At 72.2% G+C, this 25,889-nt stretch carries 27 protein-coding genes; 15 read left to right on the forward strand and 12 right to left on the reverse strand.

The features are described from left to right. Nucleotides 1–166: 166 nt before the first annotated feature. The 5 genes from rpsF to dnaB all read left to right on the forward strand — a co-directional run bounded on the left by rpsF (nucleotide 167) and on the right by dnaB (nucleotide 3,643). Nucleotides 167–529, forward strand: coding sequence for a 30S ribosomal protein S6 (gene rpsF / locus GC092_RS01055; RefSeq protein ID WP_271174091.1), 363 nt, complete (start codon nucleotides 167–169; stop codon nucleotides 527–529). 6 nt (nucleotides 530–535) lie between these two features. Continuing rightward, a complete protein-coding gene (locus GC092_RS01060; RefSeq protein ID WP_271174090.1) occupies nucleotides 536–1,096 on the forward strand; it encodes a single-stranded DNA-binding protein in 561 nt (186 codons plus the stop codon). 30 nt (nucleotides 1,097–1,126) lie between these two features. Then, a complete protein-coding gene (rpsR, locus tag GC092_RS01065) occupies nucleotides 1,127–1,381 on the forward strand; it encodes a 30S ribosomal protein S18 (protein ID WP_029146075.1) in 255 nt (84 codons plus the stop codon). 9 nt (nucleotides 1,382–1,390) lie between these two features. Then, nucleotides 1,391–1,846, forward strand: coding sequence for a 50S ribosomal protein L9 (gene rplI, locus GC092_RS01070; protein ID WP_271174089.1), 456 nt, complete (start codon nucleotides 1,391–1,393; stop codon nucleotides 1,844–1,846). Between the two features lie 414 nt (nucleotides 1,847–2,260). Next, nucleotides 2,261–3,643 (forward strand): replicative DNA helicase, encoded by a 1,383-nt coding sequence (gene dnaB, locus GC092_RS01075; RefSeq protein ID WP_271174088.1) that lies wholly within the window; start codon nucleotides 2,261–2,263, stop codon nucleotides 3,641–3,643. A gap of 21 nt (nucleotides 3,644–3,664) precedes the next feature. Here the strand turns inward: dnaB and GC092_RS01080 are convergent, their stop codons facing one another. The 5 genes from GC092_RS01080 to GC092_RS01100 form a co-directional block, all read right to left on the reverse strand. After that, a complete protein-coding gene (locus GC092_RS01080) occupies nucleotides 3,665–3,958 on the reverse strand; it encodes a hypothetical protein (RefSeq protein WP_324013565.1) in 294 nt (97 codons plus the stop codon). 73 nt (nucleotides 3,959–4,031) lie between these two features. Continuing rightward, the gene (locus tag GC092_RS01085) at nucleotides 4,032–4,235 is read right to left on the reverse strand and encodes a hypothetical protein (RefSeq protein WP_271174087.1); all 204 of its coding nucleotides are present in this window, start codon (nucleotides 4,233–4,235) and stop codon (nucleotides 4,032–4,034) included. A gap of 73 nt (nucleotides 4,236–4,308) precedes the next feature. After that, on the reverse strand, nucleotides 4,309–5,193 hold the full coding sequence (locus tag GC092_RS01090) for a DnaJ domain-containing protein (RefSeq protein WP_324013567.1): 885 nt from the start codon (nucleotides 5,191–5,193) through the stop codon (nucleotides 4,309–4,311). A gap of 54 nt (nucleotides 5,194–5,247) precedes the next feature. After that, nucleotides 5,248–6,477, reverse strand: a complete 1,230-nt coding sequence (locus GC092_RS01095) for an Nramp family divalent metal transporter (protein WP_324013568.1) — start codon at nucleotides 6,475–6,477, stop codon at nucleotides 5,248–5,250. Nucleotides 6,478–6,683: 206 nt separating this feature from the next. Then, nucleotides 6,684–7,619: a dihydrodipicolinate synthase family protein gene (locus GC092_RS01100; protein ID WP_324013569.1), complete on the reverse strand. Its 936-nt coding sequence runs from the start codon at nucleotides 7,617–7,619 to the stop codon at nucleotides 6,684–6,686. 168 nt (nucleotides 7,620–7,787) lie between these two features. Between GC092_RS01100 and GC092_RS01105 the strand changes: the two genes are divergently transcribed. Next, the gene (locus GC092_RS01105) at nucleotides 7,788–8,789 is read left to right on the forward strand and encodes a LacI family DNA-binding transcriptional regulator (protein WP_324014822.1); all 1,002 of its coding nucleotides are present in this window, start codon (nucleotides 7,788–7,790) and stop codon (nucleotides 8,787–8,789) included. 3 nt (nucleotides 8,790–8,792) lie between these two features. Here GC092_RS01105 and GC092_RS01110 read toward each other — a convergent pair whose 3' ends face one another. Continuing rightward, nucleotides 8,793–9,317: a hypothetical protein gene (locus tag GC092_RS01110; RefSeq protein ID WP_324013571.1), complete on the reverse strand. Its 525-nt coding sequence runs from the start codon at nucleotides 9,315–9,317 to the stop codon at nucleotides 8,793–8,795. A gap of 190 nt (nucleotides 9,318–9,507) precedes the next feature. On the opposite strand from GC092_RS01110, the gene GC092_RS01115 reads away from it, so the two are divergent. Beyond that, nucleotides 9,508–10,155, forward strand: a complete 648-nt coding sequence (locus GC092_RS01115; protein ID WP_324013573.1) for a hypothetical protein — start codon at nucleotides 9,508–9,510, stop codon at nucleotides 10,153–10,155. 58 nt (nucleotides 10,156–10,213) lie between these two features. Here the strand turns inward: GC092_RS01115 and GC092_RS01120 are convergent, their stop codons facing one another. The 5 genes from GC092_RS01120 to GC092_RS01140 form a co-directional block, all read right to left on the reverse strand. Next, complete coding sequence (locus tag GC092_RS01120) at nucleotides 10,214–12,001, reverse strand: HNH endonuclease signature motif containing protein (RefSeq protein WP_324013575.1); 1,788 nt, start codon at nucleotides 11,999–12,001, stop codon at nucleotides 10,214–10,216. A 368-nt stretch (nucleotides 12,002–12,369) separates the two neighbouring features. Next, nucleotides 12,370–12,996: a substrate-binding domain-containing protein gene (locus GC092_RS01125; protein WP_324013577.1), complete on the reverse strand. Its 627-nt coding sequence runs from the start codon at nucleotides 12,994–12,996 to the stop codon at nucleotides 12,370–12,372. Beyond that, nucleotides 12,912–13,343, reverse strand: a complete 432-nt coding sequence (locus GC092_RS01130) for an iron chaperone (protein ID WP_324013578.1) — start codon at nucleotides 13,341–13,343, stop codon at nucleotides 12,912–12,914. The genes GC092_RS01125 and GC092_RS01130 overlap by 85 nt, the downstream gene beginning before the upstream one ends. Nucleotides 13,344–13,442: 99 nt before the next feature. Then, nucleotides 13,443–14,102 (reverse strand): FadR/GntR family transcriptional regulator, encoded by a 660-nt coding sequence (locus tag GC092_RS01135; protein ID WP_324013580.1) that lies wholly within the window; start codon nucleotides 14,100–14,102, stop codon nucleotides 13,443–13,445. After that, the gene (locus GC092_RS01140) at nucleotides 14,099–14,827 is read right to left on the reverse strand and encodes an SDR family oxidoreductase (protein WP_324013582.1); all 729 of its coding nucleotides are present in this window, start codon (nucleotides 14,825–14,827) and stop codon (nucleotides 14,099–14,101) included. Before GC092_RS01140 ends, GC092_RS01135 begins: the two co-directional genes overlap by 4 nt. A gap of 29 nt (nucleotides 14,828–14,856) precedes the next feature. On the opposite strand from GC092_RS01140, the gene GC092_RS01145 reads away from it, so the two are divergent. The 6 genes from GC092_RS01145 to GC092_RS01170 all read left to right on the forward strand — a co-directional run bounded on the left by GC092_RS01145 (nucleotide 14,857) and on the right by GC092_RS01170 (nucleotide 23,165). Then, nucleotides 14,857–15,609 (forward strand): SDR family NAD(P)-dependent oxidoreductase, encoded by a 753-nt coding sequence (locus GC092_RS01145; protein WP_324013584.1) that lies wholly within the window; start codon nucleotides 14,857–14,859, stop codon nucleotides 15,607–15,609. Nucleotides 15,610–15,677: 68 nt separating this feature from the next. Then, nucleotides 15,678–16,886, forward strand: coding sequence for a glycosyltransferase family protein (locus tag GC092_RS01150; RefSeq protein ID WP_324013585.1), 1,209 nt, complete (start codon nucleotides 15,678–15,680; stop codon nucleotides 16,884–16,886). Next, the gene (locus tag GC092_RS01155; RefSeq protein ID WP_324013587.1) at nucleotides 16,876–18,099 is read left to right on the forward strand and encodes a glycosyltransferase family 4 protein; all 1,224 of its coding nucleotides are present in this window, start codon (nucleotides 16,876–16,878) and stop codon (nucleotides 18,097–18,099) included. Before GC092_RS01150 ends, GC092_RS01155 begins: the two co-directional genes overlap by 11 nt. Beyond that, on the forward strand, nucleotides 18,099–19,292 hold the full coding sequence (locus GC092_RS01160) for a glycosyltransferase family 4 protein (RefSeq protein WP_324013589.1): 1,194 nt from the start codon (nucleotides 18,099–18,101) through the stop codon (nucleotides 19,290–19,292). Before GC092_RS01155 ends, GC092_RS01160 begins: the two co-directional genes overlap by 1 nt. After that, on the forward strand, nucleotides 19,289–21,067 hold the full coding sequence (locus GC092_RS01165) for an ABC transporter ATP-binding protein (RefSeq protein WP_324013590.1): 1,779 nt from the start codon (nucleotides 19,289–19,291) through the stop codon (nucleotides 21,065–21,067). The genes GC092_RS01160 and GC092_RS01165 overlap by 4 nt, the downstream gene beginning before the upstream one ends. Continuing rightward, nucleotides 21,060–23,165 (forward strand): phosphotransferase, encoded by a 2,106-nt coding sequence (locus GC092_RS01170; RefSeq protein ID WP_324013592.1) that lies wholly within the window; start codon nucleotides 21,060–21,062, stop codon nucleotides 23,163–23,165. The genes GC092_RS01165 and GC092_RS01170 overlap by 8 nt, the downstream gene beginning before the upstream one ends. 69 nt (nucleotides 23,166–23,234) lie before the next feature. Here the strand turns inward: GC092_RS01170 and GC092_RS01175 are convergent, their stop codons facing one another. After that, entirely contained in the window at nucleotides 23,235–23,627 is a 393-nt protein-coding gene (locus tag GC092_RS01175; RefSeq protein WP_324013594.1) for a hypothetical protein, read from the reverse strand. 127 nt (nucleotides 23,628–23,754) lie between these two features. On the opposite strand from GC092_RS01175, the gene GC092_RS01180 reads away from it, so the two are divergent. Continuing rightward, on the forward strand, nucleotides 23,755–25,248 hold the full coding sequence (locus tag GC092_RS01180; RefSeq protein WP_324013595.1) for a sensor histidine kinase: 1,494 nt from the start codon (nucleotides 23,755–23,757) through the stop codon (nucleotides 25,246–25,248). Beyond that, a complete protein-coding gene (locus GC092_RS01185; RefSeq protein WP_271173050.1) occupies nucleotides 25,223–25,888 on the forward strand; it encodes a response regulator transcription factor in 666 nt (221 codons plus the stop codon). The genes GC092_RS01180 and GC092_RS01185 overlap by 26 nt, the downstream gene beginning before the upstream one ends. Nucleotide 25,889 lies beyond the last annotated feature (1 nt).

Here is a 25,889-nt window from a genome sequence, read left to right on the forward strand (position 1 = left end):
CGCGTCGGCGCAGGAAGGGGGCTTGGGTCTTCGCCCTCGGATCGGGTACGCTATGAAGGTTGTGCGACGGCAGCCCTGTCTGCGATCACGTCCGCACAACGTGCAACACACCCTCCTGGTGCCGGGAAATGCCCGGCATCCGTTCAAGTCCGAAGGAGGTGGGTAAGTGACGCACCAGTACGAACTCATGGTGATCATCCAGCCTGAGGTCGACGAGCGCCAGGTCCCCGCACACCTCGACAAGTTCCTGTCGGTCATCACCGAGCGCGGTGGATCGATCGAGAACGTCGACATCTGGGGCAAGCGCCGTCTGGCATACGAGATCCAGAAGAAGAACGAGGGCATCTACGCCGTCGTCAACTTCACCGCGACGAGCGAGGCGACGGTCGAGCTCGACCGCCAGCTCAAGCTCAACGAGCTGATCATGCGCACCAAGGTGCTGCGCGCCGAGGAGGCCATCGCCCTGGTGGCTGCCGAGGCGAAGCGCGCCGAGGAGAAGGCGGCTCGCAAGACGGCGGCGAAGGCCTAACGCACCATGGCTGGCGAAACCGTCATCACCGTCGTGGGGAACCTCACGGCTGACCCCGAGCTGCGCTACACGCAGAACGGCCTGCCCGTGGCGAACTTCACGATCGCCTCGACGCCGCGCAACTTCGATCGCGCGTCCGGCGAGTGGAAGGACGGCGAAGCCCTGTTCCTCCGTGCCAGCGTGTGGCGCGAGTTCGCCGAGCACGTCGCCGGATCGCTGACGAAGGGCATGCGCGTCATCGCGCAGGGCCGTCTGCGTCAGCGCTCCTACGAGACGAAGGAGGGCGAACGCCGCACCTCCATCGAGCTCGAGGTCGACGAGATCGGCCCCTCGCTGCGCTACGCGACGGCACAGGTGACCCGCGCCGCATCGAGCGGCGGCGGCAACTACGGCGGCGGGAACAACGCCGTCGGCGGGAACTACGGCGGCGGCAGCGCTGGCGGCGGCTACGGCCAGCAGCAGCGCCCGCAGCAGCAGGTCTCGGAGGAGCCCTGGGCGACACCCGGCCAGTCCGGCGCCGATGCATGGAGCACCCCGGGGTCGTTCTCGGACGACACCCCGTTCTGATTCAGAACTCACACTTTCAAAGGACCCAACATGGCTGGAAAGTCGAGCGGCGACCGCCGCAAGCCGCGGAAGGGCGCGAAGAACGCCGCTCCCGCGAAGTCGATCCGGGTCGGCGTCATTGACTACAAGGACGTCGCGACCCTTCGCAAGTTCATCTCGGAGCGCGGCAAGATCCGCGCCCGTCGTATCACCGGTGTCTCGGTGCAGGAGCAGCGTCTGATCGCCCGCGCGATCAAGAACGCGCGCGAGATGGCGCTCCTGCCCTACGCAGGCGCTGGCCGCTAAGGAGCACCCATGTCGAAGCTGATTCTCACGAACGAGGTCGACGGCCTGGGCAGCGCCGGAGACGTGGTCGAGGTCAAGGACGGCTACGCCCGTAACTACCTCATCCCCCAGGGCTTCGCGGTGGCGTGGAGCCGCGGTGGCGAGAAGCAGGTCGCGGACATCCGCGCGGCCCGCGAGGCTCGTGCCATCGCGACGCACGACGACGCCGTCGCCCTGAAGAACACCCTCGAGAACGCCCGCGTGCGCCTGTCGGTCAAGGCCGGCGCCGAGGGCCGTCTGTTCGGCTCGGTCAAGCCGGCCGACATCGCGAACGCGGTGGCGGAGGCCGGTCTCGGCCAGCTGGACAAGCGCACCATCACGGTGCCGTCGCCCATCAAGGCCGTCGGCGACCACGAGGCGCTCGTGCGTCTGCACGACGAGGTGACCGCGGTCATCTCGCTGCAGGTCGTCGCGCTCAAGAAGTAAGTTCTCGCGAACGCCGGAAGCGGCGCGGAGCCATCGGCTCCGCGCCGCTTCGTCGTGTTCGCGATGGGTCTCCTGGCCGTCATATCGGACTCTCGGAGGCGTGGTTGTACACAGTGCGAACGGCCTACCACAAACCTTCAAGTGCTCCTTTAATCACACATCCATCCACAGGGTGTGTGAAACAGGATGACCAGGTCAGGCGGCGTTTCGGTGGAGAGATCTCCCGGGCGAGTCTTTTCTCTCCACAGGACGATTCCACACCCTCCACGGCGTTTTGCGCAGGCCCTCCACAGAGTTATCCACAGGCCGCGTTGAAGGTGCGGGTGGCTGCCCATAGCCTCGTCGGGGCGGTGTCGGTGGTCGCTGGTGTCATGAAGCAGATCACCCCCGCGGGGGAACGGAAGAGGAGGGCGCGTGTCGATCGCTGAAATCGGGGAGGACCGTCTCGGGGGGCCTCGGGAACGCGACAGGACCCCGCCCCACGACGTCATCGCGGAGCAGAGCACGCTGGGCGGCATGCTCCTGTCGAAGGACGCGGTGGCCGATGTCATCGAGACGCTGCGCGGCCCCGACTTCTACGTGCCGAAGCACGAGGTGATCTTCGAGGCCATCCTCTCGCTCTACTCGCACGGCGAGCCGACCGACGTCGTCGCGGTGACCGACGAGCTCATCAAGACGGGCGACCTCCAGCGCGCGGGCGGGGCCGACTACCTGCACTCGCTGACGTCGATCGTGCCGACGGCGGCGAACGCGGGCTACTACGCGGGCATCGTGTCGGAGCGCGCCCTGCTGCGCCGACTCGTCGACGCGGGCACGAAGATCGCGCAGATGGGCTATCAGGGCCAGGGCGAGGCCGTCGAGCTCGTCAACGCGGCTCAGGCCGAGATCTACAACGTCACGGGCACCGAGCAGACCGAGGACTACGTGCCCCTCACGGTCGCGGTCGACGCGGCCGTCGACGAAATCGAGGCCGCACGAGGTCGCGACGGCCAGATGACCGGCATCCCGACCGGGTTCAGCGAGCTCGATCAGCTCACCAACGGCCTCCACGGCGGGCAGATGATCATCATCGCGGCGCGACCCGCGATGGGAAAGTCGACGCTCGCGCTCGACTTCGCGCGCGCGGCGGCGATCAAGAACGACATGCCGACGATCTTCTTCTCGCTCGAGATGGGGCGCAGCGAGATCGCGATGCGCCTGCTCAGCGCGGAAGGCGCCATCCCTCTGCAGTCGATGCGAAAGGGCACGCTCGACTCGCGCGACTGGACGACTGTCGCCGCGACGCGCGGACGCATCAACGACGCGCCGCTGTACATCGACGACAGCCCGAACATGACGCTCGTCGAGATCCGCGCGAAGTGCCGGCGGCTCAAGCAGCGTGCCGGGCTCAAGATGGTCATCATCGACTACCTCCAGCTCATGACGAGCGGCAAGAAGGTCGAGTCGCGTCAGCAGGAGGTGTCGGAGTTCTCGCGTGCGCTCAAGCTGCTCGCGAAGGAGATCCAGGTGCCGGTCATCGCGCTGTCGCAGCTGAACCGAGGGCCCGAGCAGCGCCAGGACAAGCGGCCTCAGGTGAGCGACCTGCGCGAGTCGGGTTCGATCGAGCAGGACGCCGACATGGTCATGCTGCTGCACCGCCCGTCGGTGTACGACAAGAACGACAACCCGGGCGGCGCCGAGATCATCGTCGCGAAGCACCGCAACGGACCGACCGCCAACATCGAGGTCGCGTTCCAGGGCCACTACTCGCGCTTCGCCGACATGGCGCCCGTGAGCGAGTTCGGCGGAGGCGACTGAGGCGACGCGCCCGGCCCGAGGTCAGCCCGGCTCGGCCGAGGGTCTGACGTCGTCCTCGGTCAGGTCGGGCAAGCCCGCCTCTCTGCGGCGGCGGATGATGTACGCCACGCGCGGCTCGGGGTTCTCGCTGCGGGAGCGGATGTTGCGGAACGTGTTCACCCACCGCTGGTTCCACGTGCGCCCGTCGGACAGGACGTGTCCGCGCGCCTCCATGGCGATCATGCGGTCATAGTCCTCGAATGCGCCCTCGCGCTCGGCGGCCGTGTCCGCGATGCGGACGCGGCCGGCGTCATCCACCGTGATGTCGATCCCCATCCACCGCTTCGCCGCCCGGATCCGTCGCCGCGCCTCCCGCGAATCAGCGGCCGACCGCTCCTCGTCGGTCATGTCAGGTGCCGGCGTCCGGCCGCCATCCGGAGGGGATGCTGTCGGGCGTCTGGCCCGCGCTCAGACGGTCGATGTGGTACTCGGCCCACGAGACGATCATCCGCTCCGGCGTCGCGTGGTACAGCTCCGCGAGCGCGTCCAGCGCCCGCGCGCGGTCGACGTCGAGCTCGATGAGGAGCCTCCGCGAACGCGATCCGCCGGACACAGCGCCATCCTACTGAGCGCGCGCCGGCCCATCCGTGCTCGAGCATGCGCGGGCGAGGCGCCGCGGTCCGAGGTCAGACGAACCGGATGGCGCTCTCGAGGCGCGTGCGGACGTCGAAGAGCACGTTGCCCCCGACGATCTGCGCGCCGGGGATGCCGGCGCGGAGGACCGCACGCAGCGCGCTGCGGCGGACGGCGGCGACAGGCAGTCCCTTCACGGAGCCGAGCACGACGACCGGGTCGGCGAGGTCGTCGTCGGGGAGGACGAACACGGCGCCGCCGAAGCGGACGCGCGCTGCGCGCGAGACCGAGCGGATGCGCGCGAGCAGGTCGGCGACGGGGGTCGCCTCGCCGATGACCTCGCCGCCGCGGAACGCGACCGGGCGACCGAAGTCCTCGCTCGTCAGGCCGTAGAGGCCGGTCGGGCTGAGGACGACATGGTCGAGCTTGTCGTCCGCGTCCGCCGTCGTCGCGACGTCGTGCCAGGCCGTGAAGCCCATGCCGAGCTCATCGATCATCGCCGCGGTGTCCTCCTCGGCGAGGGCGTCGGCGAGCATCCGCCGCAGCTCCCACGGCGCCGAGCGCACGAAGGCGGGCGCGTACGGGTCGGCGACCTCTCCGGCCCACTCGGCCACCATCGCGAGGTAGCGCCTGCGCCGCCAGGCTCCCGCGGCTCCGTGCGAGCGTGTCCGGGGTCGCGTGTCCCGTCGGCCCGTCGCGCGGCGTCCGGCCCACTGCAGCTGGGCGCCGTCATCGCGGTCGTACGCGGCGCGGGCCTCGGGTGTGCCGACGAGCTCCCACGCGCGCTGCACCTGGATGAACGCGGCGGCGTCGCCGCCCGTATCGGGATGGGTGCGCCGCAGCTGTAGGCGATACGCCCGGCGGAGCTCCTCGTCGTCGGCCGAGCGGAGGACGCCGAGCACCTCGTACGGCGACGCGGAGAGCGGGCTGTTGAACATCGCCGCCCAGGCTATCCCGGGGCGGCGGTCAGCCCGCCCGTCCGCGTCTGAGCGTCAGGTCAGGGTGAGGAACAGCCGCACCGAGAGCGCGGCGACCGCGACGAGTCCCAGGACGCCGAAGACGTTCTGCCACCACGTGTTGCGCAGGGCGCCCATGAGGGCCGTCCGGTTGGCCATGATCACGATCAGGGCGGCCAGCACGGGAGCGACGAACATCGTGAGCGCCTGCGCGATGACGATGAGCTGGATCGGCGAGGACGGGAAGATCACGGCGACCAGCACTCCGAAGGCGAGGATGCTCCCGCTGATGATCTTCGCGGACCGCGAGCTCGAGGAAGCGCCGCGCCCGATCGCGTCAGAGAGCATCGTTCCGCCGGCGGTCGCGTTGGCGATCATCGAGGAGAACGCCGCTCCGAAGAATCCGAGAGCGAAGACCGTCGACCCCACGGGTCCGGCGAGCGGCTCGAAGACTCCGGCGAGTGCGACGATCGTCGGCGCCGTCTCGCCCGTCCTCCCGAGCACGGCCGCGGCGACGACGATCACCAGAGCCGTCATGACGCCCGGTGCGATGATGCCGGGGATGGTGTCGACGACGGTGACGTCGCGGTAGTCGCCTTCCGTGCGGCCGCGCTCCTTCGTGCCGTAGGACGTGTAGAAGGCCGCGTTGATCGAGAAGTTCGTGCCGACCAGCGCGATGATGAGCAACCACGAGCCGTCCGGCACGGCCGGCAGGAGTCCGGCGCCTGCCGCTGCCCAATCCGGGTTCGAGATGAAGGCGGATGCGACGAAGGCGATCGCCATCAGGGCGACGATGGCGACGAGCACCTTCTCGATGACGCGGTAGACGTTCCGCAGGAGAAGAAGGGCCGCGACGGCGACGGTGCAGATGACCGTCCACATCACCGGGCTCCCGCCGAACAGCATCGACAGCCCGAGCCCTGAGCCGACGGCGTTGCCGACCGAGAAGCACAGCGTGATGAGGAAGACCCCGATGCCCGCGAGCACGCCGACCCAGGCGCCCAGGTGCTCCTTGATCGAGGAGATCAGCGAGAGGGGAGAGCGGATGCCGAGCCGCACGCTCATGTCGGTCAGGAAGATCATGAGGATCGTCGAGACGACGATCACCCAGATCAGCCCGTACTGATAGCCGCTGCCTGCCTGGACCGCGGTGGTCAGATTGCCTGGGCCGAACTGCCACGCGCCAGCGACGAACGCCGGACCGATCAGCGCGAGCTGCTGCCAGAACGTGCGGCGGGTGCGGTGGGCGTCGACGATGCTCTTCATGGTCTCTGTCGAGATGCGACCGTACCCGGTTCCGGGGGTCGGTGCGCTGTGTCGGGCTCTGGTGCGATCGGCCATGAGTCGTTCTCCTTCATCGGAGGGTGCGGTTCGTGCCGCGGAGTCTTCGTTGACTGGTGCGCCGTCGGGTGGCGCGGGTGCACGCTGGCACCGGGGGAGGAGCGGCGACCGGCTGGTCGCCGCTCCCGGCCTCACGCGGGGACGGCGACCTTGCCGAGCCCTGCGGAGGCGAACGCGGCGGCGATCTCGGCGTCCGCGCCGTCGGCGAGCGGAAGTAGCGGCGTCCGGACCGTGGCGTGATCGAGGATCCCGCGGTTCACGAGGCCCCACTTGAGGGCGACGGTGCCCTCCATGTGCGACCCGCGGTGGTAGACGTTCTTGGTCACCGGCAGGAGGCGCTCGTGGATCGCGTGGGCACGCGCGTAGTCCTGCGCCTTGCCGGCCTCGATGAGCTCGACGAGGAGCTCCGGCGCGACGTTTCCGTACCCGACGAGGAGGCCGTCGACATCGAACATGGTGGGGAGCAGGTACTCGTCGTGGCAGGAGAGGATCTGCAGATCGGGGTGCGCGGCGCGCAGTGCCGGGATCTCGGTGTACCAGCGCTTCATGTTGCGGACGCCGTTCTTGGTTGCGAAGACGCCCTCCTGGCCGGCGATCTCGAGCTGGGTGTCGAGGTCATACGTGGCCTTGGTGTTGTCCGGGTACTGGAAGAGGATGAGCGGAAGGCCGCTCGTCTCGTAGATGTCGCGGTAGCGGGTCTGGGGCGCGCCCTTCTGGTATCCGAAGCGCAGCCATCCGTGCGACGGGTAGACGAGTCCGGCCGAGGCTCCGGCCTCCACGGCCCGCTTCGCCTCGAGGGCGGCGACCTTGTTGCCCTCGCCTGTGATGCCGGCGACGATCGGGATCGCGCCGTCGACGGAGTCGCGGAAGGCGCGGATGACGTCGAGCTGCTCGTCGATCGTGAGGAAGGTGCCTTCGCCGGCGTGGCCGAGCACGACGAGGCTCTTCACGCCGTCGATCGAGCCGAGCCAGGAGCCGAGCCGCTGGATGGCGGCGAAGTCGATGTCGCCGTCCTCGGTGAACGGGGTGACGGGGGCGGGGCTGAGGCCTCGGAGGTCGAGCGTCATGGCTCTCTCGCTTTCTCTTCTTCGAGTCACGGTGCAATCGTTCGCGGGAACGTTTGCAGGAACGTTTGCAAGTATGGTGAGGGCAGGAACGGATGTCAACCCCGAGCTCCGGAACGCGACGCGACGACGGTTAGGCTCGGGGCGGACGAAGGAGAGCGAGTGGACACGATGGCGGATCGCGGAAGCGTGACGCTCCGCGACGTCGCGGAGGCCGCGGGGGTGAGCGTGTCCACGGTCAGTCGCGTGCTCGACGAGCGCGCTCCGCGCTCGCAGTCGGCCACTGCGGTGCGCGTCCGCCAAGTGGCTGACGAACTCGGATACCGACGCAATGCCTACGCCTCGGGGCTGCGGCGCGGCCAGACCGGGACCATCGGCGTTCTCGTCCCTCGTCTCACGGACACGGTGATGGCGCTGATGTTCGAGGCGCTCGAGCGCGCCGCGAGAGCTCGCGGCTACTTCGCCGTCGTGGCGACCTGCGGCGACGATCCCGAGAGCGAGCGCAGCTCGACCGAGATCCTGCTCGAACGCGGGGTCGACGGTCTCGTGCTCGCGACGGCGCGCCTGGATGACGAACTGCCGGCAGCGCTGCGAGCCCGGGGCATCCGCCATTCCCTCGCGCTGCGGACCGACGGAGTGAGCCCGTCGTCACTGGGTGACGACGACATGGGCGGGTATCTCGCGGTGCGCCACCTCGTCGATCTCGGTCATCGCGACATCGCCATCGTGACCGGCCCGCGCTTCGCATCGAGCGCGAACGGCCGCGTGGAGGGGGCGCGGCGGGCTCTCGCGGAAGCGGGACTCGCGCTCGACGCCGAGCGGGTCGTGTACGCCGGCTACGGAATCGACGAGGGCGTCGAGGCGGGCCGTGCGGTGTTCACGAGCTCCCGGCCGAGCGCCGTGTTCGCCGCGAACGACAACCTCGCGATCGGCGTCATGAGGGCCGCCCACCTCGCGGGACGCGTCGTCGGCGACGATCTCTCGCTCGTCGGCTACAACGACATCCCGCTGGCGTCGCGCCTCCCGGTGCCGCTCACGACCGTGCACGTCCCGTTCGACCAGATCGCGGCCGGAGCCATCGATCTGCTCTTCGCCCCGCCCGGCGAGGCGACGATCCGGAAGGTCCTCCCGACGCTCATGCCGCGCGCGTCGACCACGCGAGTGGCCGGGTAGCGGTCAGCGCCGCAGGGCCGCCGGGCGCGGCAAGCCGAGATCCTCGATGAGGTCGCCGAGGGCGCGGTCGAGCTCGGCTCCGCCCTGCGTCACCTTGTTGATCTCGAAGGAGCGCAGGCGCGCGCTCGGCACATCGAAGGTCAGGATGGTGCCGGGCTGCGCGGTCGTGTGCGCCTCGACGCGCACGTGGGCGGAGAGGATCGCGCCGGGGTCGAGGCGGTGCAGTCGCGCGGCGATGCCGTGGTGCGCGATCGTCCAGACGACGCTCCGCGTCGTGCTTCCCGCGTGCTGCAGGAGATCGCTCGGGCGAGAGGTCGCAAGACGCACGAAGCCGCTCGGCGACTCCCACTGCAGGCCGCGGATGAATGCCGCCCAGTCGCCGGAGAGCTGCGCGCGGGCATCCGCCTCGGACAGGGAAGGCACCGCGGCCTCGAACGCGTCGACGAGCGCATCGAACTGCGCGTTCGCGGCGAGTCGAATTCGGCGGGCCGTGTACTCGAAGACCGTCTCGTCGACCTCGTAGCTCATGAGACCATCCTCTCGCCGCGTGCACAGGGTCTCGTCCGCCCGCGCGTCGTCCTCGGACCGTCCCTCGGCGCGGTGACGGGGTCGTTCGCCGCTTCACGATGAGGGGATGAGCGCGCTCAGCACCTCCGGGTTCCTGCCCGACCGACCTCCCCTCCATCTTCCGTACGTCGACGAGGAGGAGCGCGACATCGTGCTCGAGGAGATCGCTGGTCTGTTCGACGATCTTCCGACCCTCTGTCTCACGGTGGCGCAGAAGCACATCCGGGAGGATCGGCTCGACGTGTCGACGAATGAGCGCGTCTTCGCAGCTCTCGTGGCGCTCGTCGAGACGATGCTCGATGAGGATGGCCCCGAGATCAGCCCAGAGCAGCACGGGCAGCTGCTGTTTCTCACTCTCGTTCCGGGCGTCACGTTCGCGGTTGCTCTGCAGGTCGCCTTCGGCGTGGCGATGGCGGACGCGAACGTTCCGCGCTTCGCCGAGCTGACGACGTGCCTCGAGCGAGTGGGACTCGACGCTGACGGCGACGTCGTCCTGCCCCAGCCGCCGCCGACGTTCGCGCCAACCGCAAGGCTGCTTCGCGGTGAGGTTCGGCGCGCCATCGACATCGCTCGCGTGAGCCGAGGCATCCAGGTGCTGCGCCTGACCGCAGCATTGGCGCCAGCTCTGTTCGTTGTGCCGATCTTCTGCGTGCTCGCCTGGTTGCACTGGGCGCGCGGACAGCGACCGCTCGCGATGGCGTACCTGTCCGCGGCCCAGACGGTCGATCCGGGCAGCCGAATGGTGACGCGACTGTCGGAGCTCTTCATGGTGCGTCTGCCTCTGTGGCTCTGCGAGTAGATGGCCGCGCGGTCGAGCAGCGGTCATGGTGCGCGGTTCACTGCGGATCCCGCGGTTGTCAGCATCTGAGGTGTTGGGTGAGTTTGGCGTGGAGTCTGGTGCGGGAGGTGGGTGCTGGTCGGTGGCGGTGGTGTCGGTCGATCCAGTTGGGGGCGGCGATGTAGGGCACGCCGTGGTGCATGTGGATGTTCCAGCCGGAGGTGTCGAGGTGGTGGTGGTGCCACCAGCAGAGGAGGACGCCGTTGTCGGTTTCGGTGGGTCCGCCTTGGGCGTGGTCTTGGACGTGGTGGATCTCGCACCAGGCGGCGGGGATGGTGCAGCCGGGGATGATGCAGCCTCCGTCGCGCGCGATGATCGCTTTGCGCTGGGTGGGGGTGAAGCAGCGTTGGATGCTGCGCAGCTCGAGGATGCGTCCTTCGGGGCTGAAGAGGGCGCGGAGGATGTCGCCGGTGCATCCGATCCGGCGGGCCACGGTCGCGGGGACGGGCGCGTCGACGCCGTCGAGGTGCGCGATGCCGTGCCGCGGGCGGGTGAACGCGGACCCCGTGCCGTGGGCCGCGGTGTCATGCACGCCGTCGCCGTCGCCGTCGCCGCTGGGGTCTGTGTCTGTGGTGGTGAGGTCGTGGGCGGTGATGTGGATCATGACGGTGGGGGCGGCGCCGCCGAGGGTGGGGGTCTCGGCGGCGCGTGAGGCGGCCTGGATCATCGCGAAGAACGCGTCGTGGCGTTTCTGCCCGGGGGTGCGGGGGTCGTGGATGATCTCGTCCGGTCCCCACGGGTCTGTGTCGTTGCGGGTCTCGGTGTCGATCCCGTCGAAGAACCCGCCCTCGCCATCCGCGTCCGCGCCGCCGTCGGCGTCGGCGTCGCCGTCGGCCGCGATGCTCGAGTCGCCGGCACCGGCAGGGCTCGCCGCGTCTTCCGCGCCGCTCGTGCCCGTTGCGCTGGCGTTCGACGCGTTGCCTGTGCCGTCCGGCCCGTCGCCCGCGTCGTCGTGGCTTGTGGTTTCGGTGAAGGTGACGTGGCGGGCGGGGTTGGTGTGGGCGGAGAGGAGGTTCTGCAGGAGGGCGCCGGCTTCGGGGACGAGGGTGCCGTTGACGCGGAAGGCCCCGTCGGGCAGGGGGGTGAGGGTGAGGGTGCGGTTGCGGATGGGGCGTTCGGGGTCGGGCGGGAGCCCGTCCGCGGTGAGGACGTCCACCCACGCGTCCGCGTGCGCTTTCACGACGCTCCACGGCACGGCCGCGACCGTGCCGTCCGGGTAGGCGGAGGTCATCTGCGCCGGGGGTGCGGCCTCGTCCAGGTCGGTCGCGATCGCGCCGGTGGCGATCCCGACGAGGTGACGCTCCATCACCTCGAGCTTGTCGGCCTCGGAGGCGGGCGCGCCGCGGCGGGCGGTGGCGACGGCCTTCACGATCAGCGCCGCCGGCTCCGCCCCGAGCAGGCCCGCTTCCACCGCCGCGGCCACCGCCGGGTGCGCCGGCGGGACGGGGAGCCCGGTGGGGCTCTCCCGGTCCCGGGTGGCTTCATCCAGCCGCACCCGCGCGGACACCGCCGGCCCGGGGATCCCGGTGAGCCGCTCGAGCAGCTCCCTCCCGTCCCGGCAGCCCAGCTCTCCCGCGAGGGGCCGCTCCAGGCCCCGCCGGGACCGCCACGCGACCTCTCCTGCCGCCCGCACCCGCAGCGCGTCCACGACCCGCCCCAGCTGCTCCACCCGCGCGGTGAACCCCGCCAGATCGCCCGACGCCACCTCCCCCACCCGTGTGAACAGCCCGTCCAGCAACCCGACCGCAGCGCACACCGCGCCGGCCGGATCATCCTGCCCCTCATCGGGCGCCCATGGGAAGGCCATACCCCATGATAGAACACAACTACGACCAGGTGCAAGACATTTCTCGAAGATTCTTCGAAGATTTCTCGCCTACGCAATCCCGCGAATGCGAGCCAATCCGCGTGAGTACCTTACCGTGAAGCACCGACATTGATCCGTGCAGGTAAGTGGAATGCTTACCTAAGGCCATCGCGGCTGAGACATGCTCCGTTCGTGCGTGTTTGCGTGCGCGCGGCCGTCTCGGCTCGGCGGCTCCCGGGATCGGCTTGCGGCGTTTCGACTGCGCTCGCTGGCGCTCGCTCCGCTCAACGACCGAGAAGAGAACCTCGCTCCGCTCAACGACCGAGGGGGTGAACCTTGCTCCGCTCAACGACGGAGACGGTGAACCCTCACACCACGTCGCGCGCCGTGGACGCGCGGCGGCGGTAGATCGTCTGGAGCGCCCTCGGCGCTTCCGGCGGGCGCCCGGAGATGATGTCGTGCAGCATCTCGACGAGCGCGTTGCCGATCTCGCGGTGCGGATGCTCGAGGGCCGAGATCGCGGGGCGTCCGAACCGCGTCTGCGCCGAGTCGGATGCCGCGACGACCATCGTGTCGGCGGGAATCCGCAGGCCGGCTTCCCGCAATCCGGCCGCCGCACCGGCCGCATGTCGGCCGGTGAGCGCGACGATCGCGTCGACGGGACCCTCCTTGAGGATGGCCGGCACGAGCGCCCTCGCGCGAGCGGCCTGCTCGTCGTCTTCGACGGCAACCCCACCGGCGTCGCGGTGTACTGCATCTTCACGTGCCTCGTGCTCGGGGTCTGCACGCTGCTTCTCCGCGAGGGCGCTCACCGCAGCGTCGAGGAGCTCGAGGACACGGCGGCGCCGCGCGAAGCCCAGCCCGCGTGAGCAGAGGGAGGGCGGTACGCCGCCCTCCCTCGCCACGGATGTCAGCTCGTCGCGCGGCGCACGAGCTCGGAGACCCGCTGCTCGACCTCCGGCGTCCAGGCGCGCACCGCGAACGCGGTCGCCCACATGTCGCCGTCGTCGAGAGCGGCACGGTCCTCGAAGCCGATCGTGGCGTACCGCGCCTTGAACTTCGCGGCCGGCTGCAGGAAGACGACGATCTTGCCCTCGGCGTTCGCGAAGCCCGGCATGCCGTAGTAGGTCTTCGGCACGAGGTGAGGCGCGACGTCCGACACCACCCGGAAGAAGCCCTCCGCGAGCGCCCTGTCGTCGTCCTCGAGCTTCGCGATGGCGTCGCGCACGGCCTTCTCGCCCGCCGCGCGGCTCTTGCCCGCTTTCTCCTGCTCGCGCAGCTCCTTCGCGCGCTGCTTGACGGCGTCGCGCTCCTCCTTGCTGAGGCCATCCGATGCGGTCATCCCTGCTCTCCTCTCGGTCGGGTTCGTCCCTGATGAACCCAGGCTAGGGATGGCCTCGGCCCGCGGCTTCTCGATTCCTGACCGATGCGCGGAGGAGGATCACGGGCCGTCGGCCGCCGCGATCGCGTGCGCCGCGGTCGCCGCGCGCTCGCCATCCCTGGCCGTGATCGCCTCGGCGAGCTCGAGATGGCGGCGGGCCGCCTCGAGCGAGATGTGCGCGGCGTCGGGCGCGCGCGGGGGAAGCGACTCGGCGAGGAGGCCGCCGAGCGCCCGGAAGAGGCTGTTGCCGGATGCCGCGAGCACGGCCGTGTGGAGGGCACGGTCCTCGGCGACGAACGCCTCGCGGTCGGCTCCTGCCGCGGCCGACCAGAGCGCCCCGGCCCGCGCGGCGATCTCGACGCGGTCCGACGCCGAGGCCGCCGAGGCGGCCGCGCGCGCGGCGGCTGGCTCGATGAGAGCGCGCAGTGCGGTCAGCTCGGCGGTCACAGCATCGCGCGCCGGCCCGGCGAGACGCCACCGCATGACCTCCGGCGCGAGCCGCTGCCACCGCTCCGGGTCGGCGACCTCGAAGCCGATCCGGCGCCGAGGGGCGACGAGCCCGAGCGTCGCGAGCGCGCTCATCGCCTCGCGCGCCGCCGGCCGCGAGACGCCCGTGCGCTCCTGCACGGCCTCGAGGGTGAGCGCGGTCCCGGGCGCGAGTCGCCCGGCGCAGATGTCCGCGCCGAGGGCGTCGACGACGCCCGCGACGAGCGAGGTCATCGGGCGACCGTGCCGAGCGGGCTGATCACGAGCTCGTCGATCCGCACGTGCGGCGGGCTGTCGAGGATGAACCGGATGGCCCGGGCCACGTCGGCGGGCGACAGCATGACCTCGAGGGCGGCTCCGCGCGGCGGATTCGGCCGCTGGTGCAGGAACTCCGTGTCGATGTCGCCCGGGCACACGATCGACGCGCGCACCCCGTGCGCGGCCTCCTGCTCGTTGAGCGAGTCCGAGAGCGCGCGGAGGCCGCGCTTGCTCGCGCGATACGCCACGCCTGCCCCCGGCGAGGTCTTCCAGGCCGCGATCGACGAGACGATCACGATCGTGCCCGACGCCGCCCGCAGGGCAGGCAGGGCCGCGTCGATCATCCGGGCGGGCGCCGTGAGGTTGGTCGCGACGATGGCCTCGAACTCGTCCATGCGCTGATCGGCCCACGCGCGGCGGGGCGCGTTGAGGCCCGCCGACAGCACGAGGTCGTCGACCGGCCCGATCTCGTCGAGCAGGGCGCGCGGGTCATCCGCCGTGACGTCGAAGGCGCGCGCCGTCACCGCGGCGCCGGCGGCGCGCGCGGCGTCCGCGGCCTCCGCGAGGCGGTCGGCACGGCGTCCGAGCAGCACGAGGTCGTGCGTCGCCGCGAGCGCCTCCGCGACGGCGCGTCCAGTGCCTGAACCGGCGCCCGTGACGAGCACGCGGCGCTTTGAAGTATGATCTGAACCCGTCACCATGCAATGAAGTATGACATGAGGGAGATCGGATGTCCGAGAGCAGGACCGTCATCGTGACCGGAGCGGGCCGCGGGATCGGCGCCGTCATCGCCCAGCGCCTCGCCCGCGAGGGCGACACGGTGTTCGCACTCGACCGCGATGTCGCCGAGGTCGGCGAGGGCATCACCGGCATCGCGTGCGACATCACCTCCGACGCCGACGTGGCCGCCGCCGTCGAGCGCGTGCTCGCGGCGACCGCGCGCATCGACGTCCTCGTCAACAACGCGGGCGTCAACCTCACCGGCCCGCTCGAGACCGCCGATCTCGACGCCGTCCGCGCCTGCTTCGACGTGAACGTCGTGGGCCTCCTCCGGATGTGCCAGGCGGTGATCCCGACGATGAAGCGCGCAGGCGCCGGGCGCATCGTGAACGCCGCGTCCTTCGCGGCCATCGTGCCGGCGATCGGCGGCGGCGCCTACGCCGCGACGAAGTCGGCCGTCGTCCAGCTCACCCGCGTGCTCGCCGGCGAGCTCGGCCCGTGGGACATCACCGTCAACGCCTACGCACCGGGCATGGTCCCGACCGCGATGAACGGCTTCGCCGACATGCCCGCCGCGCAGCAGGACGAGCTGCTCGACACGCTCACCCTCCGCCGCTGGGGGACGGCCGACGAGGTGGCCGACGTCGTCGCATTCCTCGCGAGCCCGGCGGCGCGCTACGTCACGGGCACGCTCATCGATGTGAGCGGCGGCAAGCTCGCCACCCAGATCCCCGCTCGCGCGCACCGCGCCGCGGAGGCCTGACGGGCGTCTAAGACTCTCCTCACGTTCCCATCACAGGCGCCTCATGGCGCAGCGCCATCGTGGAGTCCGTGAGAGACGAGACGAGACGCCGCACCCCGATCCGCGACACGACGGATGGCCAGGGCCGCCTGCGCGTCGCGCTCTATTCGCACGACGCACAGGGCCTGGGCCACATCCGCCGCAACCTCGCCATCGCGCATGCGCTGAGCGCGATGGACGAGGCGCCCGACCTCCTGCTCCTCACGAGCGCTCCCGACGCCGCGCACGCCGGACGGCCGTCCGGATGCGACATCGTGTCGCTGCCCGCGCTCGCCAAGGACGGCGCGGGGAGGTACGGCGCGCGGCACCTCTCGGTCGACCCGGCGCAGCTCTCCGAGATGCGGACCGCGGTGCTGCACGCCGCCCTCGCCTCGTTCCGCCCCGACGTGCTCATCGTCGACAAGCATCCGCGCGGCTTCCGCGGCGAGCTCGAGCCCGCCCTCGACGCCGTCCGCGCGCACGGCGCGCGCGTCGTCCTCGGCATCCGCGACGTGCTCGACGACGCGCACACCGCGGCGCGCGAGTGGCGCGAGGCCGAGGGGGCAGCGGCGCTCGCGGCCTGGTACGACGAGGTGTGGGTCTACGGCGACCGCGACGTGCACGACCCCCTCGCGGGGCTCGAGACCCCCGCGCGCGTGCGGTACACGGGCTACCTCGCGCACGGGCGCCCGGCACCGCGGATGCGCACGCGCGCCGACGAGCCGTTCGTGCTCGCGATGGTCGGCGCGGGGCAGGATGGCGCGCACGTCGCGCACGCCTTCGCCCGCTCGCGCCTGCCGGAGGGACATCGCGGTGTCGTCATCGCCGGCCCGCACATGCCCGACCCGGCGGTGCACGCGCTGCGCGCGATCGCGGCCGAGCGCGACGATCTGCGCGTGGTGCGCTCCGCGCCGGACGCCGCGGGCCTCATCGCGCGCGCTGCCGCCGTCGTCGGGATGGGCGGCTACAACACGGTGTGCGAGGCGCTGGCCGCGAGAGCGCCGCTGCTCGTCGTGCCGCGCGTCGAGCCGCGCCTCGAGCAGCTCGTGCGCGCCGAGGCGCTCGCGCGGCGCGGCGCCCTCGACGTCGTGCTCCCGGACGACCTCTCGCCCGACGCGATCTCCGGGTGGACCGCGCGCGCCATCCGCCGCGCGCCGCGACCGGCGCCGCCCATCGACCTCGACGGCCTCAGCCGTCTGCCCCGCCTGTTCGCCGACCTCGTCGGCATGCGCACCGAGGAGAGCCGCCATGTCGCATGAGCGCACCGCCGAGCGGATCGGCTACGTCGTGAAGATGTACCCGCGCTTCTCGGAGACCTTCATCGTGTCGGAGATCATCGCGCGAGAGGAGCGCGGCGCCGACGTGCGCATCTTCTCGCTGCGCCCCACCGTCGACGTCCGCTTCCACGACACTCTCGCGCGCGTCGCGGCACCGGTCGAGCAGATCCCCCGGCCGACGCGCGTGTCCGAGCTGTGGGAGCTCCTGGGCGAGGCGCACGGCGTGCTCCCGCGCGTGCCGCACGTGCTCGAGGAGCTGCTCGCGGCCGACGTCGCGGACGCGGCCCAGGCCATCCGGCTCGCGATCGCGGTCGAGCGCGAGGGCATCACGGCGCTGCACGCGCACTTCGCGAGCCTCGCGACGACCGTCGCACGCCTGGCCTCCCACCTGACCGGGGTGCCGTATGCGTTCACGGCGCATGCGAAGGACCTCTTCCACGAGAGCGTCGACCCGCAGGACGTCGATCGGAAGATCGCCGACGCGTCGCATGTCGTGACCGTGTCGGACTTCAACCTGCGGCACCTGCGCGAGCGCTACCCCGCGGCGGCTCGCACGCCCATCCACCGCGTCTACAACGGCCTCGACCTCGACCGCTTCCCGTACGCGCCGGGCCGACCCGCCTCGCCCTCCATCGTCGCCGTGGGGCGGCTCGTCGAGAAGAAGGGCTTCGCCGACCTCATCGCCGCCGTGCACCTTCTCCGCGAGGGCGGGCGCGCCGTGCCGTGCCGCATCGTCGGGGCCGGCGAGCGCGAGGGAGAGCTGCGCGCGCTCGTCGGCGCGCTCGGCCTCGACGACCTCGTCACGTTCACGGGCCCTCTGCCGCAGGGCGAGGTGCGGGCCGAGGTCGCGCGCGCGAGCGTGTTCGCGGCGCCGTGCGTCGTCGGGTCGGACGGCAACGCCGACGGCCTGCCGACCGTGCTCCTCGAGGCGATGGCCCTCGGCACGCCCTGCATCTCGACCGACGTCACGGGCATCACGGAGGCGGTGCGGCACGGCGAGACCGGCCTCGTCGTGCCGCAGCACGCTCCCGCGGCGCTCGCGGCGGCGATCGCGCGCGTGCTCGACGACCCCGCGCTCGCCGAGACCCTCGCACGGCGGGCCAGGGCGCTCGTCGAGAGCACGTTCGACGTGCGGCGCCAGGCGCGCGAGCTCGACGAGATCGCCCGCGCCCGCTCGCTGCAGGAGGTGGCCTGATGCGCATCGCCTACGTCTGCGGCGACCCCGGCATCCCCGTGTTCGGCGCGAAGGGCGCGTCCGTCCACGTGCAGGAGGTGCTGCGCGTGCTCCTCGCCGCCGGCCACGAGGTCGACCTCCACTGCCGGCGGACGGGCGGCGAGCCTCGCGGCGCCCTCGCCCGCGCGCACGACGACGGACGCCTCCGCGTGCACCCCGCTCCCGTCACGGGGGAATCCGACGTGCGCCAGCGCGAGCGGATGCTCATGGCCGCGGAGGAGGGCACCCGTCGCGCTCTCCTCGCCGCGCACGCCGATCGGCCGTTCGACCTCGTGTACGAGCGGTACGCGCTCTTCGCGATCGCGGGCACGTCGTTCGCGCGCGAGGCCGCCATCCCCTCGATCCTGGAGGTCAACGCGCCCCTTCCGATCGAGCAGGCGCGGCACCGCTCCCTCGCGCACGCCGACACCGCCGACGCGGTCGCGCGCGCCGTGATCTCCGATGCCTCGCTCGTCACGTGCGTCTCGGAGCCGGTCGCGGCGTGGGCGCGCACGCAGGCGCCCGCCGCCCGGATCGTCGTCGAGCCCAACGGCGTCGACGCCGACCGCTTCGCGACCGCTCCGCGACCCGCTGGCCGGCCGTTCACGGTCGGCTTCGTCGGCACTCTCAAGCCGTGGCACGGCACGGAGCATCTCGTCGACGCCTTCGCCCTGCTCACGCGGAGGCGCCCGGATGCGCACCTCGTGATCGTCGGCGACGGGCCGGAGCGCGCCGCCCTCGAGCGGCGGGCGGTCGAGCGCGGCATCGCCGACCGCACGGTGTTCACGGGGGCCGTCGATCCCGCCGACGTGCCCGAGCAGCTCGCCGCCCTCGACGCTGCCGTCGCGCCGTACCCCGCGCACGGAGACCCGTACTTCTCTCCGCTCAAGGTGCTCGAGTACCTCGCCTCGGGCGCGGTCGTGGTCGCATCGCGGGTCGGCCAGCTCCCCGAGCTCGTCGCGGATGGCCGCACGGGGCTGCTCGTGCCGCCCTCCGATCCCGAGGCGCTCGCGGCGGCCCTCGACCGCCTCGCCGCCGACCCGGGGCTTCGCCGCTCTCTCGCCGACGCCGCGCGAGACGACGTGGCGCAGACCCGGACGTGGCGGCACGTCGTGCGCCGGACCCTCGGCGCGGCCGGCCTCCCTCTCGAACCGGACGAGGAGGCGGCGGCGTGAGCCGTCGGCGCGGCGACGCCGAGGCGGGGCGCGGGCGGCGCCTCGGCCGCTTCCTCCGGCCGTACCTCCGCCCGCAGGCCGGGCTCGTCGCGGGCGGGTTCGTCGCCATGCTCGCGGAGGTGGCCTTCCGGCTGCTCGAGCCGTGGCCGCTCAAGGTCGTGATCGACGCCGTGATCGCGCCGGGTGCGGCGCAGGAGCCGGGCATCTTCACCCTGCTCCTCGTGTGCGCACTCGCCGTCGTCGCGGCGGCCGGCCTGCGCGCGCTCGCGTCGTACCTCATGACGGTGTGCTTCGCCCTCGCCGGCACGCGGGCCATGAACGCCGTGCGCGCAGACGTCTTCGCGCATGCGCTGCGCCTGCCCCTGCGCTTCCACACCGGAACCCGCTCGGGCGACCTCATCAACCGGCTCGTCTCCGACATCGGCAAGCTCCGCGATGTCGCCGTCACCGCCGCGATGCCGCTCGTGGGCAACGTCGTCACGCTCGTCGCGATGCTCGCGGTCATGCTCGTCCTCGACTGGCGCCTGGGTCTCGTCGTCGCCGCCGCCCTCCCCGTCTTCCTCCTGCACTCGCGCCGCGCGTCGCGCCGGATCACCGACGCCGCGCGCGTGCAGCGGCGCCGCGAGGGCGAGATCGCGGGCACGGCGGGAGAGTCGTTCGGAGCCATCAAGGTCGTGCAGGCCTACACGCTCGAGGGCACGCTCGAGCGCGACTTCGCGCGGTCGAACGAGCGGGAGCTCTCCGAGGGCGTCCGCGCGACCCGGCTGTCGGCCGGGCTCGAGCGCGCGACCGATCTGCTCGTGGGCGTCGCGACCGCCGCCGTCCTGCTCGTCGGCGGCTGGAGCGTGCTCGAGGGCCACCTCACCCCGGGTGAGCTCGTCGTGTTCGTGCAGTACCTCAAGGGCGCGTTCAAGCCCATGCGCGACCTCGCGAAGTACACCGGCCGCATCGCGAAGGCCGCGGCCTCGGGCGAGCGCATCCTCGATCTCATCGGGACGCGCAGCGACCTGGCCGACCTGCCCGGTGCCCACCGCATGGGAAGCGTGGCGGGTGCGGTGACCTTCCACCGCGTGTCCGCCTCGTACGGCGACGGCGAGCCCGCCCTGCACGAGGTCGACCTCGACATCGCCGCCGGCGAGCGAGTCGCGATCGTCGGGCACTCGGGGTCGGGCAAGTCGACCCTCGCGTCGCTGCTGCTGCGCCTCCAGGACCCCGTCCGCGGGTCGGTCATGATCGATGGCCGCGACCTGCGCGCCTACACGCTCGCCTCCCTGCGCAGCGGCATCGCGATCGTCCTGCAGGAGTCGGTGCTGTTCACGGGCTCGATCCGCGAGAACATCCGGATGGGCCGCCCCGACGCGACCGATGCGCAGGTCGAGCGGGCCGCACGAGCGGCGGGCGTCGACGAGTTCGCGGCGCGGATGCCCGAGGGCCTCGACACGCTCGTCGGCGAGCGCGGCGACACACTCTCGGGCGGTCAGCGCCAGCGCATCGCGATCGCGCGAGCCGTGCTCCGCGACGCGCGCATCGTCATCCTCGACGAGGCCGCGACGGGGCTGGACGCCGCGAGCGGCGCCGCCGTGCGGGCCGCGCTCGATCGGCTGAGCGCGGGGCGGACGACGCTCGTCATCACGCACGCGCTCGAGGACGCCCTCGCGTGCGATCGCATCGTCGTGCTCGAGCGCGGCAGGATCGTCGAGCAAGGGCGTCCGGACGAGCTGCTGGCCCGCGCGGGGTCGCGGCTGGCGATCCTCAACGAGGCCGCCCGTGCGTGACCCGATCCCGCACCTCGCGCCCGCCGATGCGGCGCTCGCCGCGCGCGAGACCGCGCTGCCGGGGCTTCCCCTCGTGCTCGATGCGGCCACGCTGCACCGCGCTCTCGAGGCCGCGGGGGTCGCCGTTCAGCGCGTCGAGACCACGTACCTGCGCTTCAAGCCGGGCACCTCGGCGGTCGCGGGCGTGCGCATCGAGACCCCGAGCCGGTCGATCCGGGCGCAGGCGGTCGCGTATCCCGTCGGCGTCCACCGGAAGCTCGAGCGGATGGCCGCGCACGCGGGCGACGGCCTCCTCCTGCTCGATGCCGAGCGGGGGATCGCGGTGGTCGACGCGGCCGCCGACCGCGCGCTCCCGGGCATCCGCGTCGCGCTCGAGCGCCACCCGGACGCCGAGGTGCTCGTCTACAAGCCCGGCCGTCGCTGGGTCGCGCGCTGCGCAGGCTGCCGCGTCATCGTCAAGGTGCACGCGCCCGATCGCGTGGCGTCGGCCATCCGGGCGCAGCATCGCGTCGAGACGTTCGTGCCGACCGCCGCGCTCGTCCGCGCCGACGCGGCCGTCGGGCTCGTCGAGACCCACCTGCTCGCCGGAACGCCGCTGCCGGAGATCGCGGATCCGGAGGCGGAGCGTCGCGTGGGCGGAATGCTCGCGCGGCTGCACACGACATCGGCCCGAGAGGGCGTGGCGGCGGATGGCGCGCGTCCGCCGGGGATCGAGCGCGCGCTCGCGCGCGCACTCGACGCCGCGGCGTCGGGGGTCGCGGCCGCGCTGCCCGCCCTCGAGGACCGCGCGGTCCGCGCGGCCGCCGCCATCCGATCGCTGCTCGAGGAGCGGCGCGTCCGCACCCTCGTGCACGGCGACTGCTCGATCGACCAGGTCATCGTGGGCCCCGACGGCCGCCCGTGGCTGATCGACCTCGATCGGGCGGGGGAGGGCGACCCGCTGTCCGACCTGGGCTCGTGGGCCGCCGATGCGATCGCCCGGGGCGAGAGCGCGTGCCGCGCGGGCGCCGCGCTCGTCGCGGGATATCGGGAGGCGGGCGGCGCCGTCGACGAGGCGGCCCTGCTCGCCCACTCGGCCGCCGGTCTGCTGCGGCGCGCCGTGGAGCCGTTCCGGGCGAGGATCGCCGACTGGGACGCCGAGGTCGCGCACCTCGTCGCCGAGAGCGAGCGCCTCGTCGGGCTCGCGGCGCTGCGCGCGGACGCGGCGCTTCCCGGGGCCGCGGCGGTCGAACCGTTCGCGTCGGCGCGCGTCATCGCGCATCGGCCGGGGCGGCGCGCGGTCCTCCGCCGAGCGGACGGCGACTTCGTGAAGCTCGTCCGGCCCGCACGGTTCGCCGAGGTGGCGGAGCGCGCCGAGCGCGTCTCGGGCCTGCGCACGCTCCGGTCGCCCCGGGTGATCGCGCGCGACGACGCGGCCGGTGTCCTCCGTCTCGCGAGCGTCGGCGAGCGGACCCTCCTCGACGCCGGGGGCGACCCGTCCGTCTCCGACGACGCGCTCGTCGCCGTGTGGACGCGCGTCGGAGCCGGACTCGCCGAGCTGCATGCGCTCGACCCCGCGGGGCTCCCGCGCCACGGCGTCGCGGACGAGATGCGCGCCATCCGCCGTGCCCTGGCATCCGCCGGCGGCGCGCTCGATGGCGACGATGTCGCCGACGCGCTCGCCGCGGTCGAGGCCGCGCTCGCGGCGGATCCGCCGGAACAGGTCGACGGCGTCCTCCATCGCGACCTCCACGACAAGCAGCTGCTCGTGCCATCCGGCTCGTTCACCGCGCAGGACGTCGCGGCGGGGCGCACGCGCGTCGGCTTCATCGACGTCGACACCCTCGCGATCGGCGAACGCGCGCTCGATGTCGCGAACCTGCTCGTGCACCTCGAGCTGCGGGTGCTGCAGGGGCTGCTGCCGACCACGCGGGCCGACGCGGCCGGCCAGGCCCTCCGCCGCGGCGTCGGCGACGGCCCGCTCTGGGCGCGCGTGCCGGCGTACTCCGCTGCGGCGCGGCTGCGGCTCGCCGGTGTCTACGCACAGCGCGACGGATGGCACGATGTCGCGCGCGCCCTTCTGCGGCGAGTCGGGAGCCCCGTCACGGCAGGGCGGTGAGGCCGGGGCTGCGGGGGCGGCGAGCTTTCGCCGCGAAGCGCGGTGAAAGCCTGCGGCGGGCCCGCTGGCTCAGTCGTCGTCGACGCCGTCCGCGTCGTCGTCGTCGTCGTCCACGTCCGTGTCGTCATCGACGTCGGTGTCGGGATCGTCGTCGACCTCGACGGGAGGAGCCGGCGGCAGGTGCTCGGGCTCGGTCTGGGCCGGCGGCGCGGTCTGCTCGGGCGGAACGGTCGTCGGCGTCGGCGTCGGCGTGGGCGTCGGCGTCGGGGTCGCTCCGCGCTGGTCCGAGCGGAGGTCGCGGCCGACGGCCCCGCCCGTGTAGTCGCCCGTGACCGCACCGCCGTCGAGGATCTGTCCGCCATCCGTGCGCTGCTCGAGCGCCTCCGACGCGACCACGATGCCGCCGGTGAGGGCGAGCAGGCCGATGCCGCCGATGACGGTGTACGCGATCGCCTTCCGCATCGTGGCTCCTCCCTCTCCCCTCCAGGATGCGCGCCTCGCCTAAACGGGTCGACAGCCGCACATGAGACAACCCTTATGGTCGCCGGATCCGAGCGGTCGCGCGCGCCCCGGCGACGATACTGGGACCGTGGCGGACGGGAACGGCGGACCGAGGCGGCGGCGCGTCGTCTCGGTACGCGTGCGCCTCATCGCCGTCATCACCATCGTCGCGGCGCTCGGGATGGCCGCGGTCGGCCTCTCCGTGTACATCGTCGAGCAGGCGACGATCATGGCTCAGATCGACGACCGCCTCCGCGCGAACCTCGACTCCGCCCGCTTCATCGTGGCAGGGACACCGGAGGAGCCGCAGGCCTGGGAGTCGTCGCGCGAAGCCGCTGAGGACATCGTGCGGCGGATGAGCCCCGACGACAACACGGGGGTCGCGGGCGTCGTGGACGGCAAGGCGGCGTTCGTGCCCGGGGTGCCGCTCGACGTCGACCTCCGCAGCGCGCCCGGATTCATCCCGTTCGCGGTGCGGACGACCGCCGGGCGCGAGCCCGTGCTCGGGACGTACGCCGAGGAGGGCGTCGTCTGGCGCTTCCTCGCCACGCCCGTCGAGGTGCCCGGCGCCCCCGACGCCGAGAGCGTGCTCTTCGTCATGGCCTACGACGTCGAGGCCGAGCTGTCGGAGATCAACGGCCCGGCTCGGGTGTTCTTCGTCGCGGGCGGCATCGTGCTCGTCGTCATCGCGGGGGTCGGCACGGTCGCGGCCGGTCGTCTGCTGCGCCCGCTGCGGCGCATGCGCGAGACGGCGGAGCGCGTGTCGGCCCAGTCGCGCTCGGAGCGCCTGCCGATCGAGGGGCGCGACGACGTGTCGGAGCTCGCGGCGACGATGAACGCCATGCTGGATCGACTCGACGATGCGCTCGACTCCCAGCGGCAGCTGCTCAGCGATGTCGGCCACGAGCTGAAGACCCCGCTCACGATCGTGCGCGGGCACGTCGAGCTGATGGACCCCGCCGACCCCGACGACGTGCGCGAGACGCAGCAGCTCGCGGTCGACGAGCTCGACCGGATGAGCCGACTCGTGCAGGACCTGTCGTCCGCGGCGGCGCTCCACGGGCCATCCCCCGTCGCCCCCGAGCCGACCGACGCGGCGGATCTCGTCGCGCAGATCGTGCGCAAGGCCCAGGCGATCGAGGGCGCGGATGTCGCCGCCGGACCGATCGCGGATGTCGTCGCGCCGCTCGACGCGGCCCGCATCACCCAGGCCGTGCTGCAGCTGGCACAGAACGCCGTGACCCACGGCGGCGGGCGCTTCGTGATCGGCAGCAATGTCGAGGAAGGTCGCCTCGCCCTGTGGGTGCGCGATTACGGCCCTGGCGTCCCGGACGACGAGAAGAAGGCCGTGTTCGAGCGCTTCCGGCGCGGACGCGGACGCGAGCGCGCGGCAGGGAGCGGCCTCGGCCTCAACATCGTGCAGGTCATCGCGCGCGCCCACGGCGGCCGAGCTCGCGTGACGGACGCCCTGGGCGGCGGCGCGCTGTTCGCGATCCTCGTGCCGCTCGCGCCCGACGACGAGGACACGCCGCCGCACTCGGACGGAAGGAGCCACCGTGGCATCGATTCTCATCGCCGATGACGAGCAGCGCATCGCGGGGTTCATCGAGAAGGGCCTGCGCGCCGCCGGCTTCGCGACCCGCGTCGCCGCCGACGGCGTCGAGGCGCTCGAGCTCGCGCAGACCGGCGAGTTCGACCTGCTCGTCCTCGACGTGAACATGCCGCGCATGAACGGCTTCGACGTGCTCGAGAACCTGCGCGGCTCGGGCTCGCGCATGCCGATCATCATGCTCACCGCGCGCACCGATCTCGGCGACACCGTCGCAGGGCTCGAGGGCGGGGCCGACGACTACATCGGCAAGCCGTTCCGCTTCGACGAGCTGCTCGCGCGCATCCGCCTCCGTATGAGACGCGACGAGGAGGTCGCTCCCGCGGCGGGCGCCTTGCGCCATCGAGACCTCACACTCGATGTCCGCACCCGCCGCGCCGTCATCGACGGCGGGCCGTCCGTCGACCTCTCGGCGCGCGAGTACGCCCTCGCGGAGGAGCTCATCCGGCACGCCGGCCAGGTGCTGAGCCGCGAGCAGCTGCTGAGCCGTGTGTGGGGCTTCGACTTCGATCCCGGGTCGAACGTCGCCGACGTCTACATCGGCTACCTGCGCCAGAAGCTCGGGGCCGACCGCATCGAGACGGTCCGCGGTGCGGGCTACCGGCTCGTGTGAG

Origin of the sequence: Microbacterium sp. JZ37, assembly GCF_035188445.1 — a bacterium.
Classification (GTDB): Bacteria; Actinomycetota; Actinomycetes; order Actinomycetales; family Microbacteriaceae; genus Microbacterium; species Microbacterium barkeri.